This window comes from Paracoccus sp. MBLB3053 (assembly GCF_031822435.1).
GTDB lineage: Bacteria > Pseudomonadota > Alphaproteobacteria > Rhodobacterales > Rhodobacteraceae > Paracoccus > Paracoccus aurantius.
Genome location: NZ_JAVQLW010000001.1, coordinates 987,795 through 1,004,878, shown reverse-complemented (window position 1 = coordinate 1,004,878; position 17,084 = coordinate 987,795). Strand labels below are relative to the sequence as shown.

At 63.1% G+C, this 17,084-nt stretch carries 17 protein-coding genes; 12 read left to right on the top strand and 5 right to left on the bottom strand.

Annotated elements, in window-relative coordinates; translation table 11 throughout:
• Window positions 1-6: 6 nt before the first annotated feature.
• The 3 genes from RGQ15_RS05035 to RGQ15_RS05025 are packed head-to-tail and all read right to left on the bottom strand — an operon-like array spanning window position 7 to window position 1,365.
• A complete protein-coding gene (locus tag RGQ15_RS05035) occupies window positions 7-549 on the bottom strand; it encodes a MotE family protein (RefSeq protein ID WP_311159134.1) in 543 nt (180 codons plus the stop codon).
• Window positions 542-892, bottom strand: coding sequence for a hypothetical protein (locus RGQ15_RS05030; protein ID WP_311159133.1), 351 nt, complete (start codon window positions 890-892; stop codon window positions 542-544). Before RGQ15_RS05030 ends, RGQ15_RS05035 begins: the two co-directional genes overlap by 8 nt.
• The gene (locus RGQ15_RS05025; RefSeq protein WP_311159132.1) at window positions 889-1,365 is read right to left on the bottom strand and encodes a flagellar basal body-associated FliL family protein; all 477 of its coding nucleotides are present in this window, start codon (window positions 1,363-1,365) and stop codon (window positions 889-891) included. Before RGQ15_RS05025 ends, RGQ15_RS05030 begins: the two co-directional genes overlap by 4 nt.
• A 115-nt stretch (window positions 1,366-1,480) precedes the next feature.
• On the opposite strand from RGQ15_RS05025, the gene fliF reads away from it, so the two are divergent.
• The 7 genes from fliF (at window position 1,481) to RGQ15_RS04990 (ending at window position 9,983) form a co-directional block, all read left to right on the top strand.
• Entirely contained in the window at window positions 1,481-3,037 is a 1,557-nt protein-coding gene (gene fliF, locus RGQ15_RS05020) for a flagellar basal-body MS-ring/collar protein FliF (RefSeq protein WP_311159131.1), read from the top strand.
• Window positions 3,037-3,594, top strand: a complete 558-nt coding sequence (locus RGQ15_RS05015; protein ID WP_311159130.1) for a hypothetical protein — start codon at window positions 3,037-3,039, stop codon at window positions 3,592-3,594. Before fliF ends, RGQ15_RS05015 begins: the two co-directional genes overlap by 1 nt.
• A gap of 2 nt (window positions 3,595-3,596) precedes the next feature.
• Window positions 3,597-3,854: a FliM/FliN family flagellar motor switch protein gene (locus RGQ15_RS05010; RefSeq protein ID WP_311159129.1), complete on the top strand. Its 258-nt coding sequence runs from the start codon at window positions 3,597-3,599 to the stop codon at window positions 3,852-3,854.
• 77 nt (window positions 3,855-3,931) lie between these two features.
• The gene (gene fliP / locus RGQ15_RS05005; protein ID WP_409201331.1) at window positions 3,932-4,573 is read left to right on the top strand and encodes a flagellar type III secretion system pore protein FliP; all 642 of its coding nucleotides are present in this window, start codon (window positions 3,932-3,934) and stop codon (window positions 4,571-4,573) included.
• A gap of 126 nt (window positions 4,574-4,699) precedes the next feature.
• The gene (locus tag RGQ15_RS05000; RefSeq protein WP_311159128.1) at window positions 4,700-5,797 is read left to right on the top strand and encodes an efflux RND transporter periplasmic adaptor subunit; all 1,098 of its coding nucleotides are present in this window, start codon (window positions 4,700-4,702) and stop codon (window positions 5,795-5,797) included.
• The gene (locus RGQ15_RS04995; protein ID WP_311159127.1) at window positions 5,794-6,891 is read left to right on the top strand and encodes an efflux RND transporter periplasmic adaptor subunit; all 1,098 of its coding nucleotides are present in this window, start codon (window positions 5,794-5,796) and stop codon (window positions 6,889-6,891) included. Before RGQ15_RS05000 ends, RGQ15_RS04995 begins: the two co-directional genes overlap by 4 nt.
• Window positions 6,888-9,983, top strand: a complete 3,096-nt coding sequence (locus RGQ15_RS04990) for an efflux RND transporter permease subunit (protein ID WP_311159126.1) — start codon at window positions 6,888-6,890, stop codon at window positions 9,981-9,983. Before RGQ15_RS04995 ends, RGQ15_RS04990 begins: the two co-directional genes overlap by 4 nt.
• A 6-nt stretch (window positions 9,984-9,989) precedes the next feature.
• Here RGQ15_RS04990 and recQ read toward each other — a convergent pair whose 3' ends face one another.
• Together recQ and RGQ15_RS04980 are read right to left on the bottom strand one after the other, a co-directional pair.
• Window positions 9,990-12,014, bottom strand: a complete 2,025-nt coding sequence (gene recQ, locus RGQ15_RS04985) for a DNA helicase RecQ (protein WP_311159125.1) — start codon at window positions 12,012-12,014, stop codon at window positions 9,990-9,992.
• A gap of 2 nt (window positions 12,015-12,016) precedes the next feature.
• The gene (locus RGQ15_RS04980; protein WP_311159124.1) at window positions 12,017-12,310 is read right to left on the bottom strand and encodes a YggT family protein; all 294 of its coding nucleotides are present in this window, start codon (window positions 12,308-12,310) and stop codon (window positions 12,017-12,019) included.
• Window positions 12,311-12,441: 131 nt separating this feature from the next.
• Between RGQ15_RS04980 and RGQ15_RS04975 the strand changes: the two genes are divergently transcribed.
• From RGQ15_RS04975 to RGQ15_RS04955, 5 genes are all read left to right on the top strand, one after another.
• Entirely contained in the window at window positions 12,442-13,014 is a 573-nt protein-coding gene (locus RGQ15_RS04975; protein ID WP_311159123.1) for an acyl-CoA thioesterase, read from the top strand.
• Between the two features lie 48 nt (window positions 13,015-13,062).
• The gene (locus RGQ15_RS04970; RefSeq protein ID WP_311159122.1) at window positions 13,063-14,421 is read left to right on the top strand and encodes an MFS transporter; all 1,359 of its coding nucleotides are present in this window, start codon (window positions 13,063-13,065) and stop codon (window positions 14,419-14,421) included.
• A complete protein-coding gene (gene mepA, locus RGQ15_RS04965) occupies window positions 14,418-15,281 on the top strand; it encodes a penicillin-insensitive murein endopeptidase (protein WP_311159121.1) in 864 nt (287 codons plus the stop codon). Before RGQ15_RS04970 ends, mepA begins: the two co-directional genes overlap by 4 nt.
• Window positions 15,282-15,337: 56 nt before the next feature.
• Window positions 15,338-16,267 carry an esterase-like activity of phytase family protein gene (locus RGQ15_RS04960; protein ID WP_311159120.1) on the top strand — a complete coding sequence of 310 codons (930 nt, stop codon included), beginning with the start codon at window positions 15,338-15,340 and terminating at the stop codon, window positions 16,265-16,267.
• A gap of 82 nt (window positions 16,268-16,349) precedes the next feature.
• The gene (locus RGQ15_RS04955; protein ID WP_311159119.1) at window positions 16,350-16,964 is read left to right on the top strand and encodes a VUT family protein; all 615 of its coding nucleotides are present in this window, start codon (window positions 16,350-16,352) and stop codon (window positions 16,962-16,964) included.
• The last annotated feature ends 120 nt before the right edge of the window (window positions 16,965-17,084 follow it).

Genomic DNA, 17,084 nt, shown 5'->3' with positions numbered 1-17,084 from the left:
GCTGTCCTACCTGCTGCCGACGCGTGCCGCGCCCATGTAAGAAGTCAGGACCGCCGCCTGACCCGGATCGACCGATGCCATGATCTTCGCACCCTTCTCGGGCTGGACCCGCATCAGGATCTGTGCGGCGAAATCGGCGGGCAGGTTGGCCAGAACCAAGGCCGCCTGCTCGGGCTTCATTTCGTCATAGACCGCAATGATCCGGGCGATGTCATCCGCCTGTGCCTGCTGCGTGCCGCTTTCACGTCCGTCAGCCTCGCGGCGCGCGTTACGCAGTCCGACCAGCGTTTCGGTCAGTTCCTTTTCGGCCTCGACCAGCTCGGCCTTGCGCTGCTCGATCGCATGCATGTAGCGCTCGATCCGCAATCCGCGCTGATGCAGTGTCTCGGCCAATGCGACCGCCTCGGGCACGTCGCTGCATCCCGCCAGCAGCGATGTGGGTTCGGCATTGGCGCGCAAACCACGCTTCCATTCGATCAGGGTGACGGCCTGACCTGCCAGGGCAAGCGCCATGACGCCGCCCAGAAGCGGAAGAAGTTTCCTAGCCATCAAGCATCGCCTCCTCGGTCTGGCGCCGTCTGCGGCGAAGCCTCGTCGGGCCCGCCTTCGAACTTTCGGCAAATTTCTTCTGCAGAACCCAGAAGGCGCGCTCCTGCTTTGCGCGCTCGATCTCGTCGGCAAGAGCCTGGGTCGCCTGCATCGCCTCGGCCTTGGCTGCGATGATCGCCGCCTCCAGCCGGCTGATCTCGCTTGACATGACCGCGATGGCACCGCCCAACCCGGTTTCAAGGTCATTGAGACGCCGCAGCCGCCGCGCAAGCACGAAACAAAATACGCAAAGCCCGGCCGCAAAGGACAAGAACATCGCCTGGAAAAGATGAGAGAAGGTCATTGGACGCGGAACTCGGTGATGAGAACGTCGCTGAACGCCTTGTCGCCAAGTATCTGCACCGCCCGATTCCCCATCTCGTCCCGGATGATGTCGAGAATTCCCCTGCGCTCGAAGGCTGAAGGTTCGATCCCGGCCAGGAAGCTGTTGAACGTATCGGCCAGTCGCGGAACGAGCATCTCTACGCTCGCCCTGTTTTCGGGGTCGGTTTCCAGCTTCACAGACATGACCAGGGTGCGCATCTGCGGCCCCGAGAGCGTCAGGACGATCTGCGGCAGGCTCACGAAATGCACGGAGGGAAGCTCGGCACCCTCTGCCTGACGGTGTTCCTGCCTGAACAGCGAGGTCGGTGACCAGTAGCCCAGAAATGTCGTGGCAAACCCTGCAGCCAGCAGCAGAAGGCCTGCGGCTACGGGCAGAAGCCTGCGGATCCTGCTTCGGGATGGCAGCATCTCCGGCGAGACGGTGGTGCTCATGTGATTCTCCGACTGATTGGTCATCGGATAGCACCGGCGGGCTAACCAATTCTTAATCGCCCCCGTGGCAAGACTTCTTCCATGGCAGATCCAGCCGATTCGAGAGGACGATGTTTTGCTGAAGCTTCAGGACTATTGGCGCGAACGAAGCATGCCACAGCGTGCCGTTCTGGTGGCGGCCTTCCTCACGACCTTCGTCGCCATCATCGGCCTTTCATGGCTCGCCAGCAGACCGCAGCTCGCGTTGCTCTATTCGGGCCTGGACCCTCAGCAAGCCGGCTCGGTCCTGGAGGCAGTCGAAAAATCCGGCGCCGCCTATCAGATCCGGGGCGATTCGATTTGGGTCCAGCAGGATCGGCGCGACGCCTTGCGCATGACGCTTGCCGCTGCGGGCCTGCCCGCGGCCGGAGGAAGCGGCTACGAAATCCTAGACGGCATGTCGGGATTCGGCACCACCTCTCAGATGTTTGACGCGGCCTACTGGCGTGCCAAGGAAGGCGAGCTTGCACGAACCATCCTTGCCTTGCCCAATGTCAGCTCGGCCCGCGTGCATCTCGCCGTGCCGAGCGGTCGGGGCTACCGCCGCGAAGCGCAGGCCAGCGCGTCAGTCACGCTCACGACAGATGGCAGCCCCATCAATCACAGCCAGGCCAAGGCCCTCAAATTCCTCGTATCGTCAGGGGTACCGGGCATGTTTCCCGATGCGGTGACGGTGATCGACAGCGAACGCGGCGTCGTGGCGGCAAGCGACGATCTCGGCGGCGAAGACCGCGCATCCGAGATGAAGCGGAATGTCGAGCGCATCCTGGAAGCGCATGTCGGGCCCGGCAACGCGATCGTCGAGCTGAACCTCGACGTGATGACCGAAACCGAGCAAATGACCGAGCAGCGTTTCGACCCCCTGGAACGCGCCCTGATCTCGCAGGAAAGCCAGGAATCGGCCGACCAGAGCAGCAACGCCCTTGCCGGCAATGTCACAGCAGCTTCGAACCTGCCCGAAAGCCAGGATGACAAGGGCGAGGAAAGCCGCTCCTCGCGGTCCGAAACCCGCCAGAGATCGAATTTCGAGGTCAGCAAGGTCACGCGTGAAATCCACCGCCAGCCCGGATCGGTCAGGCGCCTGACCGTTGCGGTTCTGGTCAACGGCGTGCCGCGACCGGATGCCTCCGGAAACGCAGAACTCGCGCCCCGTCCCGAAGAGGATCTCAAGGCGATCCGCGAACTCGTCGCATCGGCGGTGGGTCTGGACGAATCCCGCGGCGATGCGATCACGGTGAAGTCCCTGCCCTTTGCCACATTGTCCGAGGCAGGGACGCTTGCCAGCCATGCAGGGCCGCTGGCTCGGCTCGATCTGAACGGCCCCGTCAGGCTGGGTCTTGTCGGTCTGTTCGCGTTCGGCCTGATCTTCTTCCTGCTGAGGCCAGTCAGGCGCGCCAGGGCCCAAGAAGCCGCCCGCGCCGCGCTGGACGAAACGCGCCCCATCCCGATCACCTCCGTGCCAGACCGCGGCGCTGACGCGCCCGCGTCCGCGACGGTGGCCGAAATCGACTTCGCGCCCCTCGGACACGACAACGGCGATCCGGTCGCGCGGCTCAGGGAACTCATGAAATCCCGCAAGGAAGAAAGCCTCAAGCTTCTTTCCGGCTGGATCGAAAAGCCCGAGGATGCATGATGCGACCGGCGACGCTCAGGCTCGAATCCTTTGCCCCGGCCGGCACTGGCCCGCAGATCACCGCACATGCGGCGGAACTTGAGCACGCCTATCAGCTCGGTCATGAAAAGGGCCTGGCAGATGGGCGTGAACTCAGTCTCGATGCGCTCTGTACGAAGCTTTCGGAACTTCAGGACCGGCTTGTGACAAGCGCGACGGACCGCAGCGAACTCCTGCGCGAGACAAGTGCTGCGCTTCAACCCGTGCTCGAGGCTGTCACCGGGCTTCTGGCGGCAGCCCATGGACGAGAGCGGATCCTGGCATGCCTTCGATCCGAGCTTGACCGCATCAGCCGGGACCCGATTCCCCATCAACTGCGAATCTGCTGCCCCGCGGACATGATTGCCGACATCCGCGAATGCGTGGAACGCAGCGGTCTTGCCAATGCGTCGATCGAGGCTGCCGATCTGGGCCCGGACGCGATCGAGATCCTTTTCCAGGGCGGGGCGATCCAGTTGGACCCGGACCGGGTCACGCGCGAATGCCAGGCCATTATCGACGAACTTGCAGGAGATTGAGCATGGACGAATTCAATGGACTCATCGCCACGGACCAGATCCAGGTCGAGGTCACGATCCGACTTGGCGGCACGAAGCTTTCCGTCGCTGAACTTTCCCGCCTGCGCAGCGACGACATCCTGACGCTCGACCAGCAGATCACGGACGGTGTCGAGATCTGCGTCGGCGACAAGGTGATCGCACGGGGTGAGTTGACCAGCTCCGATGACGGCGAGAACCGCATTTTCGTGCGTGTGCTCGGCGCGACGGCCCCATCGTGAAAAGCTTTCTGCTGGTCTTTCCGTTTCTTCTGTTGCCCGATCTGGCGCTTGCCCAAAACCTCGACGGACTGAACGAGATGGCGGATTCGGTAACGAACGGGGTGGGGCGGAACGCGATCGCCATCCTGGCTGTCATGACGGCGCTTTCCCTGGCGCCGGGCCTTGCCATCATGGTGACCTGCTTTCCCTTCATCGTGACCGTGCTTTCCATTCTGCGCCAGTCGCTGGGGCTGCAGCAGTCGCCCCCGAACATGCTGATCGTCAGCCTTGCGATGTTCCTGACCTGGTTCGTGATGGACCCTGTCCTGACTGAGGCCTGGACCATCGCGGGAGCGCCGCTTCGCGACGGCACGATTGGGGCCGAAGAAGCTTTCAATCGTGGAATCGAGCCGTTTCGCGGCTTCATGGAGTTTCGCACCGACCCCGAGATGATCGCGACACTTGCCGAGATTTCCGCCGCGCCCGATGCCCCACCCGAGCGTCTGTCCGTGCTGATCCCGGCCTTCATGCTGAGCGAGATCCAGCGCGCGTTCGAAATCGGATTCCTTGTTTCATTACCGTTTCTTATCATCGATCTGGTCGTTTCGGCAGTGCTCATGTCGATGGGCATGATGATGGTTCCCCCTGCCGTCGTGGCCCTGCCTTTCAAGCTGGCTTTCTTCGTCGTTGTCGATGGCTGGGGATTGATCGCGGCGGCGCTCGTACGCAGCTATCAGTGATCGCCCATGCAGCATCCGACGCAACCGCTGCCAATAATCGGATGACGGCGGCAAGGCCCACGGTTGTATCCCTTCGCGAGGCCGGGTTACACCAAGGCGGTACAGGCTTCATCGGAATGGCAGGCGGTGCGCTTTCTGGCTCAGGGGATCACAAAAAGCGGTGGGCGCTGTGCCCTGACCGGCAGCCTTGTCGCCATGGTGCTTGCTTCGCCTGGCGCGGCAGAGGAGCCGCTTCGGGTCGAACTGTTCACCGTTCAGGAAGTTCCGCTGATTTTCGACGCGGCACTTTCGGGAACAATCCATCCGACAGACAGCATCGATATCGGCTTCCGTCAGGGTGGCCGCGTGATCGAGGTGCAGGTGAACGAGGGAGACGCCGTCAAGCGCAACGAGCCGCTTGCCCGAACCGACCCGCTGCAGCAGGAACAATCGCTACATGTCGCCGAGGCGGCGCTGGCTTCGGCGGTCGCGTCGCAGGAACAGTCCCGGCAGGCTCAGGAACGCGCCCGCGCGATGCTGGAACGAGGCGTCGGGACAAGGGCCGAACTGGACTTGGCGAACCAGGCCCTGTCCTCGGCGGACCGGTCGCTTGCGCAGGCACATTCATCGCGCGACCAGGCGCAACGTGCCTTGGACGACACCGTCATCAGGGCTCCGGCAGATGCCATCGTCACCGCTCGGAACGCCGAGCCCGGGCAGATCGTCGGCGCCGCGCAGCCCGTCATCACGCTGGCTTCATCATCCGGTCGTGAGGTCGTTTTCCAGACGCCCAACTCACCCATGCTCGATGCGGCGCTTGGCGCCAAGGTCAGGCTGAGCGGGATCGACTTTCCCGACATGCGGCTAGAGGCGCAGGTGACGGAAATCGCGCCGCTGGTCAGCCCCGGTACTGGCTCGGTGACCGTGCGCGCCAAGATCGTGGACCCTCCGCCTGGCTATGAGCTGCTGGGCGCCGCCTTCCGCGGCGCGGTTCACTTTCCTGTCGGCAAAGGGATCTCGGTCCCGTGGACCGCCCTGACAAGCCTAGGCAGCCGGCCGGCGGTCTGGGTGGTTGACGGGCAGTCCCGCGTCGAACTGGCCGAGGTGACGATTCAGCGCTTTGCCGAGGGGGAGGTGATCATCGGCACCGGACTTACCCCCGGGCAGTTGGTCGTGGGGGCTGGATCACAGCTGCTCTTTCCCGGTCGCAAGGTCATCGCTGACCGGATCGAGGAGCAGGAATGATCCGGCGCAGTTTCTTCTTCCTCGCCGTCGGCCTGTCGGTCACTGGCCCGGCCTTTGGCTTTCAGCTTCCCTGGTCGGCACCTGCCCCACCGGATGACGAAGGTTTCCGGCCCGTCGCCAGCATCATCGTCAGCAGTTCACCCGCCATGAACCATTCGATGCCCGGCGTGATAAAGGCTCGGACCGAGGTGTCGCTGGCTTTTCAGACCCTTGGCAGGCTCACCGCGCGCAATGTCGAACTTGGCGACGTGGTCCGGCAAGGCGAGACACTTGCGACACTAGACCCCGAGGATCTGCAGGGCCAGGTTGCCGCCGCCCAGGCCGCAGCCGATGCAGCAAAGGTCGCACTCGAGACGGCCGAGGCGACCGCTGCGCGGACCAGGGCCCTTGCCAACCGAAACGTGACGACGACCGCGAATCTGGAGCAGGCCGAACAGATGCTGGCCACCGCCCGCGCAGCCGAGCAGCAGGCCCAGTCCGAGCTCATAAGGGCGCGGGACACCGAGCAATTCGCGGAAATGAAGGCTCCGTTCGACGGAGTCATCAGTTCGATAGATGTCGAGCCGGGCGAGGTCGTCAGTGCAGGCCAGGCCGTGATGCAGTTGTCGGGCCAAGACGAGCTGGAAGTCGTCATCGACGTGCAACCCGCGCTTCTGTCGCGTCTCGCGATCGGGGACAGTTTCGAAGTCTGGTCAGAGAACCATCCCGACATCCGCAACGCTGCCCGCGCCTCGCGCATCGAACCGGTCGCGGATGCCGTGACCAGGACCAGACGCGTGCATCTTTCGCTTGAGAATGTCGAAGGTTTCAGGCTGGGCGCATTGGTGCGTGCCAGCCCGTCGACAGGCGAAATGACCCGCCTGACGATCCCCAGGGCAGCGATCCTTCTTCGGCAGGGCGTTCCCCATGTCTGGATCGTTTCACGTGAAAATGAACCGGCGCGTGTCTCGATGCGTCGCATCGTGACCGACAGTTCCGGCCTGCAGAACCAGGTGACGGTCAGCGAAGGCGTGACCGCCGGCGAGGAAATCGTCATCCGCGGCATCCATTCGCTTCAGGACGGCCAAGCCGTGGGAGAAAGCGTCGATCCATGACCTCTCGCGGCTTCAACCTTTCCGACTGGGCATTGCATCACCGTTCACTCGTCTGGTTCCTGCTCATCGTCTCGATGCTGGCCGGAACCTATAGCTACTTGCGCCTCGGACGCGAGGAAGACCCGAATTTCACCATAAAGATCATGGTGATAAGCGCGTCGCTTCCGGGCGGCACAATTCAGGACACACTCGATCAGGTGACCACGCGGATCGAGACCAAGCTCGAGGAACTCGACGAACTCAAGTTCACGCGCTCGGTGACCATGCCCGGCCAGTCGATCGTCTACCTTGAACTTGACCCGACGATACGCGGCCCCGAGGTGCCCGAGGTGTGGAAGCGTGTCCGCAACATGATGTCGGATATCCGGCCCGACTTTCCTGCGGAATTCGGAGGGTTCCAGTTCAACGACGATTTCGGCGATGTCTACGGGAACATCTATGCCTTCACCTCGGACGGGTTCAGCCCGCGCGAGCTGCGGGATCGGGTCGAGAACATCCGAAAACAGGTCCAGGCTTTGCCCATGGCGGGCAAGACGGCGTTGCTGGGCGTCCGCAAGGAAGAGGTCTATATCGAGTTTTCCTCGGCCCGGCTGGCCGCACTTGGCCTGAACCACAACCAGGTGGTTCAGACGCTGGCAACACAGAACGCGATTGCGCCTTCGGGCATCGTCCAGGCCGGGCCGGAACAGGTGCTGCTGCGCGTTGGCGGCAAGTTCGACGATGCCCAGGCCATCGCTGCGGTGAACCTGCGGGTGGGCGACAGGTTCTTCAATATCGGCGACGTGGCCGAGGTGCGCCGTGGCTACCAGGACCCCCCCGACGAAATGTTCCGCTATAACGGAAAGGCGGCGATCGGCCTGCAGATCGGGATGCGTGAGGGTGAAAACATCCTGGAGTTCGGCAAGGAAGTCGACGCGCTGATGGCAGGTGTCGCGCGAGATCTGCCGATCGGCATCGAAATGGCCAAGTTCGCCGATCAGCCCCATGTCGTGAACGATGCGGTCGGCCATTTCGTCCGCGCATTGGCCGAGGCCGTCGCGATCGTTCTCCTGGTCAGTTTCGTGAGCCTCGGCTTCCGGGCAGGCTTCGTCGTCACGCTGACGATCCCCCTTGTCCTGGCGATCACATTTGTCATCCTTGAGATCTGCGGCATCACCTTGCAGCGGATTTCGCTGGGTGCGCTGATCATCGCGCTGGGATTGCTCGTGGATGACGCGATGATCGCGATCGAAACGATGATTTCGCGACTGGAGATCGGCGAAACCGTCGAGAAGGCGGCAAGCTATGCCTGGACCTCGATCGCGTTTCCGATGCTGACCGGCACGCTTGTCACGGTTGCCGGTTTCATCCCGATCGGACTGAACAATTCGGCGGCGGGGGAATTCACCTTTTCGCTTTTCGTTGTGATCGCCGTTTCGTTGCTGGTCAGTTGGGTCGTCGCCGTCCTTTTCGCGCCGTTGCTTGGCGTGACCTTCCTGGCGCGCTCGGCCGAACGGCATGAACAGCGCGCCGGCCCGCTGCGGCGGGGTTTTCATCGCCTTCTGATCATGGGAATGCGCTTCCGCTGGGCCACCATTACGGTGACATTCGCAGCCTTCGCCCTTTCGGTTTTCGGGATGGGCTACGTTCAGCAGCAGTTCTTCCCGACATCGGACCGGACCGAAATCATCATCGATGTGACCGAGCGTGCCAATGCCTCGATCGCAAAGACCGACGCGGATATCGCGCGGCTGGAAACCTTCCTTGCCGAACAGCAGGATGCGCTGTTCTACACGTCGTTCGTCGGTCGCGGCGCGCCGCGTTTCGTGCTTTCCATGGATGTGCCCACGCCGGGGCCATATATGGGCCAGGTGCTGATCCAGACAGCGGACCTGGCGGCACGGGACAGGTTGAAATCCCGGCTCATCGAGTTTGGCAAGACCGAGCTGATCGGGACCGAACTTTACGTCAAGAATCTCGAGATCGGCCCCCCCGTCGGCAAGCCCGTGCAATATCGCGTCTCGTCACCCGATCTTAATCAGGCGCGGGACAAGGCGCGCGGATTGGCGGCAGTGATGTCGACCGAAGAGCGACTTCGCGACATTTCGCTGGATTGGAACGAACCGGCCCGCGTCATCACCTTGCGGGTCAATCAGGATCAGGCGCGCCGTGTCGGCATCACGAACGAGGATATCGCGGGCGCGCTTTCGGGGACCTTCTCGGGGCGAGAGATCACCCAGCTGCGCGACGGGATCTTCCTCATCACCGTGCTGGCACGCGGATCGGAAAGCGATCGCCAATCTTTGAATTCGATCCAGAACCTGCAGTTGGCGACCGAAACCGGCACGCCCATTCCGCTGGCTTCGCTCGCACAGCTGGATTACGGAACGGAACAGCCGCTCATCATGCAGCGCGATGGCATGCCCACGGTTACGGTCAAGGCGGACATCGCGACCGGGGACCAACCCGCAACGATCATCTCGGCACTTTCGACCAAGGTCGCCGAGTTCGAAAAGGGCTTGCCCGCGCAGGTCAAGGTCGCGGTAGGCGGCACGGTCGAAACCTCGGGCGAAAGCCAGGCTCCGATCGCGGCGGTCGTGCCCGTCATGCTGCTGTTGATGGCTTTGCTGGTGATGATCCAGATGCAGAGTTTCCGCCTGTCGCTGATCGTGTTCGCGGCCGCACCCTTGGGCCTGATCGGTGTCGTGGCGACACTCTTGCCCTTTGGCGTCCCGATGGGTTTCGTCGCGATCCTGGGGGTGCTTGCGCTGATCGGCATCCTGATCCGAAATTCGGTCATTCTCGTCCATGAAATTCAGGTGTTGATCGCAAAAGGGCACAGCAAGTGGGATGCAGTCTTCGAGGCGTCCGACAGCCGCGCGCGCCCGATCCTGCTGACGGCGGCGGCGGCAAGTCTGGCCCTGATCCCGATCTCGCGTCAGGTGTTCTGGGGTCCGATGGCCTATGCCATGATGGGGGGCATCATCGCGGGGACTCTGGTCACGCTGGTTTTCGTCCCGGCACTGTATTGCGCGATATTCGCCGTGAAGCCGCCCGAGGGCGGCGGAATGCCTTCGGCCGAAGAACTGGCGCGGGCCGCTGCCGACCGTTAGAGGCCGCTATTCCGGGTCGATCTCGGCGCGGAAGGCATCTCCAAAACGCTCGATCCGCGCCGCGTCAAGATAGCGGGTCAGGTCACGAGGGCGGTCCTGCGCGATCTTGCGCAGGATCGAGGGGCTGACCGATAGCGGTTTTCCCGTGCCGTCATCGCCCCTGACAAGCCTTCCCTGCGCCGCAGCGAGACGGTCGTAGAGATCGCCCGAGGCACGACCTGCCAAAGCCCGGCGCGACGGATGCATCGGCGCGACCTCGCCCGCAATCACGCGCAGGAATTCCTCGCCATAACTGTCCAGCTTCTTCGTCCCGACGCCACTTACACGGGCCATCTCGTCAAGGGTCTGGGGCCGCGACTGAACCATCTCGATCAGGGTGCGATCGGGGAAGATGACATAGGCCGGCACCCGCGCTGCCTCGGCAAGGGCGCGGCGCTTGGCCTTGAGCGCGGAAAGCAGCGGCGCGTCCTCTTCATCGACCTGCGCGCGCACCACCACCGAGGGACGCGCCCGGCTGACCAGATCCCGCCGCAGGACCACGCTTTGCTCGCCACGCAGGACGGGATGCGCCGCTGCGGTGATCGCCAGGCCGCCATGGCGCTCGGGGTCGGGGCGGATCAGGTCGCGCCCCAGCATCTGGCGAATGATCGCCTGCCACTGGGACCGCGAATTGTCGCGCCCCACGCCGAAAGTCGGAATCCGGTCATGCCCGCGCTGCTGGACGCGTTCGGTCGCGTTGCCGATCAGGACATCGATGATATGCCCCGCGCCAAAGCTTTCCCCGGTGCGCAAGACCGCCGAAAGGACCTTTTGCGCATCCTTCGTTCCATCGAAGGTTTCGGGCGGCGCATCGCAGATATCGCAATTCCCGCAATTCCCGGTCGTTTCGCCGAAATAGCCAAGCAGGGCAACGCGGCGGCAGGTGGGGCTTTCGGCCAGCCCGAGCAGCGCATTCAGCCGCGCGTGATCGGCGGCCTTGCGGTCATGCGGGGCCAGCCCCTCGTCGATCTGGCCGCGGCGTAGACGGATATCGTCAGGGCCGTAAAGCGTCAGCGTTTCGGCGGGGGCGCCGTCACGCCCGCCGCGGCCGATTTCCTGATAGTAGGCTTCGATCGACTTCGGCAGGTCGGCATGGGCGACCCATCGGATATCCGGCTTGTCGATCCCCATCCCGAAGGCGACTGTCGCTGTGACGATCAGCCCGTCCTCGCGTTGAAAGCGGGTCTCGACGGCGCGACGTTGCTCGGCCTCCATTCCGCCGTGATAGGCCACCGCAGGCAAGGCCGCCTCGTTCAGCGCCTGGGCCAGCGTTTCGGTCTTGGCGCGCGTGCCGCAGTAAACGATGCCCGACTGCCCGCGTCGGGCAGTCGCGAAATCAAGAATTTGCCGACGCGGCCCATCTTTCGGCTGAAAGGCCAGATGGATGTTCGGCCGGTCGAAGCCGCGCAGGAAGATCTGGGGATCGACCCCGTTGAACAACCTGGCCACGATCTCGTCACGGGTTTCGGCATCGGCGGTTGCGGTGAAGGCCGCCAGCGGCACCGATAGCGCCTTGCGCAATTCGCCGACCCGCAGGTAGTCGGGCCGGAAATCATGCCCCCACTGGCTGACGCAATGGGCTTCATCCACGGCAATCGCCTGAACGCCCGCGCGGCGTAGCAGCGGCACCGTCGCGCCCGAAGCCAGCCGTTCAGGCGCGATGTAGAGCAGGCGCAGTTCGCGCGCGGTCAATGCGCGCATGACTTGGGCGTTCTCGTCCTCGGAATTGCCGCTGGTCAGGGCGGCGGCGGCAACACCCGCCTCGGTAAGGGCACGCACCTGATCGCGCATCAGCGCAATCAGCGGCGAAATGACCACCGTAAGCCCTTCCCGCATCAGTGCGGGAAGCTGGTAGCAAAGCGACTTGCCCCCGCCGGTCGGCATGATCGCCAGCACGTCCCGCCCCTCGGCGACCGCGTCGACGATCTCTTCCTGGCCCGGGCGAAACCCGTCGAAGCCGAAGACCTGCCGCAGCAGCGGGGCGGCCGACATGCCTAGAACCCGTAAAACCAGCCGGCGTTATTGGCGAGCGCGCGCTGCGCAATGATGATGATGATGAACACGACGAGCGGCGCCAGATCGAGCCCGCCAGTATTCGGCAGAACCGACCGGATCGGCGCGTAAAGCGGTTCGAGCACGCGGCTCAGGCCGTTCCAGATCTGCCAGACCAGCGGCTGGCGCAGGTTCAGAACCTGGAAGTTGATCAGCCATGACATGATGATATGGGCGATCATCACGAACCAGATCACATCCAGTATCAGCATCAGTGCTTCGAACAGCGTGCCCATTTCATCCTCGCCTTGCGCATGTCAGCGACAGGTAAGCCAGCCTCCCCCGTTTCGCAACCCTGCGCGCCGCAGCGTCGGGATTGACGCCTTCACCGGGTCGGAATAGCCCGTCTGCCATACAAGGGGGACAGATGTATCCGATCCTGCGCTTTGCCTATGAGACGTTCACACACCGCAAATCGCCACGCCTCGGCCTTGTAGATGCCCATGTTTCGACGCATCGCTGCTGGCCTTGGGATCTCGATCCCTGGATCGAGCTGAACAATGGCCGGACGCTCACGCTTTACGATCTTGGCCGCATCCCGATGGCGATGCGAACCGGCCTGATCGACACATTGCGAGAAAATCGCTGGGGCATCACGGTTGCAGGCAATTCGGTGCGCTATCGTCGCAGGGTGCGGTGCTTCGATCGGTTCACGATCGTTTCGCGATCGCTCGGCTGGGACGCAAGATTTCTCTATATGGAGCAGAGCATCTGGCGCAAAGGTGAATGCTGCAACCACATGCTGCTGCGTGCCGCAATCACCTCGGACAAGGGCATCGTCTCTCCGGCCGAGGTCATGGCTGCGGCCGGCCACAATGCCGAAAGCCCGGAATTGCCGGGCTGGGTCCAGTCATGGATCGCGGCGGATGCGCAGCGCGACTGGCCGCCCGCACTGCCCGCCTTGGCCCCGACAGACCCGAAAGACGACTTGCCAGCCTGACCCTGCTTTGGCCTTATGCGCGGGAACAGGGCCAGCAGGGAAGCGGGGATGGAGCGAAAGAGGATCTGGGGCTGGTGGTTCTTCGACTGGGCCAGCCAACCCTATGCGACGCTGCTGACCACCTTCATCTTTCCGGTCTATTACGCCGAAATGGCCCGCGCCCACTACACCGCGCAGGGCATGAGCCCCGAGGCTGCGGGCGCCGCCGCCCAGACGCTATGGGGCTATGGGCTTTCCATCGCCGGCTTTATCATTGCCATGCTGGCGCCTGTCCTCGGGGCGGTTGCCGACAGTAGCGGGCGAAGGCTGGTCTGGGTCTGGGCCTTTTCGGCCTTCTACGTGCTGGGCGCCTGGGGGCTTTGGTTCCTGATGCCCGGCCAGACACATCTGCACATGATCGTTTTCAGCTTTGGCCTGGGCCTGATCGGCCTCGAATTCGCCACGATCTTCACGAATGCGCTTCTGCCGGGACTGGCCTCGAAGGAAGAAATCGGTCGCATTTCCGGCTCGGGCTTCGCCTTCGGCTATCTCGGGGGCGTGATCGCGCTGTTTCTCATGCTGGCTCTTCTGGCCGAGAATGCCCAGACAGGCCGGACGATCATCGGGATCGGGCCCATCCTGGGGCTCGACCCGGAATTGCGCGAGGGAACGCGCGCGGTCGGACCCTTCACCGCGATCTGGTATCTGGTCTTCATGATTCCGTTTGCGCTTTGGGTCCGCGAGCCGCGAGGATCTTCCCGTCCGGTTCGGCTTGGGTCCGCAATGCGTGACCTCTGGCGACTGATCCTGAGCCTCAGGGAAAGACGCTCGCTTTCCGCCTTCCTTTTGTCATCCATGTTCTCGCGCGATGCGCTGAACGGGCTTTATGCCTTCGGCGGCATCTACGCGGCATCGGTTCTTGGCTGGCCCGTGATCCTGTCGGGGATCTTCGGGATCGTCGCTGCCGTCTCGGCCACGATCATCTGCTGGCTTGGTGGACGTGCAGACAGGCGCTGGGGGCCGAAGCCCGTGACCATCGTCTGCTCGCTGATACTCATCCTTGTCTGCACCATCGTCATCGGCATGGACCGCAGCCAGATCATGGGGTTCGAGCTTGCCGAGGGATCGCGCCTGCCCGACGCGCTGTTCTTCCTGTGCGGCGCGCTGATCGGCGGTGCCGGCGGTGTCCTGCAGGCGGCAGGAAGGACGCTTGTCGTTTTCCATACTTCGCCTGAACGCGCGACCGAGGTGTTCGGCCTTTACGCCCTGTCGGGCAAGGCCACGACCTTTCTCGCCCCGTTCCTGATTGCCCTCGTGACCGATATCAGCGGGAACTTGCGGCTTGGCATCTCTCCGCTGATCGTGATGTTCCTTCTTTCGCTGATTTTGTTAAGCTGGGTCAAAGCAAGAGGGGAATACGAGCAGTGATCAGAAAATTCCTGAGCGCATTCGTGCTGTCGCTCACGGTCGCCCTGCCCGCATCGGCAGATCCGCTTGCCAAGGACGTCTTCGGCAGCGCACGTGGTCCCACCGGGGGAAAACCGGTTGCGATCGGCTTCTATTCGAAGGGATGCGTGAACGGTGCGGCGCAATTGCCCGAATCCGGCCCGACCTGGCAGGCGATGCGATTGTCGCGCAACCGAAACTGGGGGCATCCCGAGCTGGTCAATTTCCTGATCGGCCTGTCGCAGGCAGCCCGGCAAGTCGGCTGGCCTGGCCTGTATATAGGTGACATGAGCCAGCCTCGGGGCGGCCCGATGGTCAGCGGCCATGCCAGCCATCAGATGGGGCTTGATGCGGACATCTGGCTTCTGCCGCCGCGCAGCCTGAACCTGACCCCGTCGCAGCGCGAAAGCATTTCCTCGGCCTCGGTGGTCAATTCTGCAGGGACCGCGCCATCCCGGAACTGGTCGCCTTCGCATATGGCGATCATCCGCGCCGCTGCCCGCGACCCCCGCGTCGAACGGATCTTCATCGACCCGGTCGCCAAGGTGGCCATGTGCCAGATGGAAACCGGCAATCGCGCCTGGCTGCGCAAGGTGCGCCCGCTCAGCAACCATGACTACCATTTCCATGTCCGGCTCGCCTGCCCTGCGGGTTCGATCTGCCGCGAGCAGGACGCCCCTCCGCCCGGCGACGGTTGCGCAGAAGCCGCCGAGTGGATCAAGAACCGCATCGATCCAAGCAGGGTCAAGCCAGTACCGCCCGACCCGAACTATCGTCACCCCCGCAGCTTCCGACTTAGCGAGATGCCCCGACAATGCCAGGCCGTCGCGACCGCCCGCTGAGCGGAAGCGCGCAAGTACACCCAGGTTGGCTGAGGCGACCCCTTACCGGGGTCGCCATGGCATTTCTGGGCGTGCTGGTCGCGCTGTCCCATTCCTGTGCCGCCGGGCCAGACATGTCCGCCAAGACGGGAGCGGTCGAGGTCGAACATGTCGGAACATACCGCTGGAACCTCGATGAGCCCGGCTTCGGCGGGTTTTCCGGCATCGAGATCGAAGACGGCGGAACCCGTTTCATGGTTTTGTCCGACCGCGCCTCTCTCAGATGGGGCACGATCACACGAGACGAGCAGGGCCGGATCACCGGCATCAATTCGGACGGGCAATCACGCCTGAAGGACAGTCAGGGCCGCAATCTCGCGCCCGGCTGGAAGGGCGACAGCGAAGGTCTGGCGATCGGGCCCGACGGAACGATCTGGATCAGCTATGAGGGGCTGACCCGCGTCGTGGGTCACACGGCGCCGGATTCCCCAGCCAAGGTCCTGCCAAGAACCGCAGATTTCCGGGCGCTGCAGCGGAACTCATCCCTCGAGGCACTCGCGATCCTGCCGGATGGCACGCTGCTGACCGTACCGGAACGATCGGGCGGACTCGAAAAGCCCTTCCCGGTGTGGCGTTACCGCAATGGCGAATGGGATCATCCCTTCTCGATCCCGCGTCGGGGCGACTGGTTGGCGGTGGGGGCGGATGTCGGCCCCGATGGGCGTTTCTATCTGCTGGAACGCGACTTCATGGGGCTGCTTGGGTTCCGATCTCGGGTCCGGCGTTTCGATTTGTCCGAAACGGCCCTGACGAATGAGGAAACCCTGCTCACCACCTTGCCGCTGCAATATGACAATCTCGAAGGGATCGCGGTCTGGGACGACGGTCAGGGCATTCGCCTGACGATGATTTCGGATGACAATTTCAGTCGCCTCCAGCGAACCGAGTTGGTCGAGTTCAGGGTGATCGACCTGAAACGCGGCGTCCCGCATGCTCAAAATGATTGACAGAATGGCCAACGAGGCCTAAGCGGCGCTGCCCCAGACGAGTGGGGCCGAGTCTCCGCTACCTTGCAAAAACGGATCTGACATGACCCGCATTCTTCCAGGCGTTATCGCCATGGCCATCGTCGTGGTGGCTTCGAACATCCTTGTCCAGCACCTGCTTGGTGACTGGCTGACCTGGGGCGCCCTGACCTATCCCGTCGCATTCCTGGTAACCGACATCATGAACCGGGTCTATGGATCCGACGCCGCGCGCAAGGTCGTTTTCGCCGGCTTCGTCACCGGGGTGCTTTGCTCGGTCGTGGCCGCGGGCATGGACAAGACCACGCTGCGCATCGCCATTGCTTCGGGCGCCGCGTTCCTTTCCGCCCAATTGATGGATATTGCCGTCTTCAACAAGTTGCGGAAATACAACTGGTGGTTGCCCCCTCTCGCCGCCAGCATCGTCGGCTCGATCCTCGACACCGCCGTATTTTTCACCATCGCCTTCTCGACGGCACTCACACCTTTGTTTCCGGGTGATGACGTTTCCTGGGCAAACGAGATTGTTCCCATGCTTGGGCAGGGTCCAGCGCAGCCTTTGTGGATTTCTTTGGCAGTTGCCGATTGGATGGTCAAAATGGCCCAGGCCATTCTTGCCCTGGTGCCCTTCAGGATCATCGTCGGAAATTTGATCCAGAAGCGTGCGCAAATTCATTGACTGCGACTCGCGTTGTGGCACGCTAAGATCATACGGCAACACATTGAAAGGAGGTGGTCCAGTGTCGAGAGTGATAGTGGAGAGAGGTGTCGGGACAGTCAGGGGGGCCGTGGCCTGAGG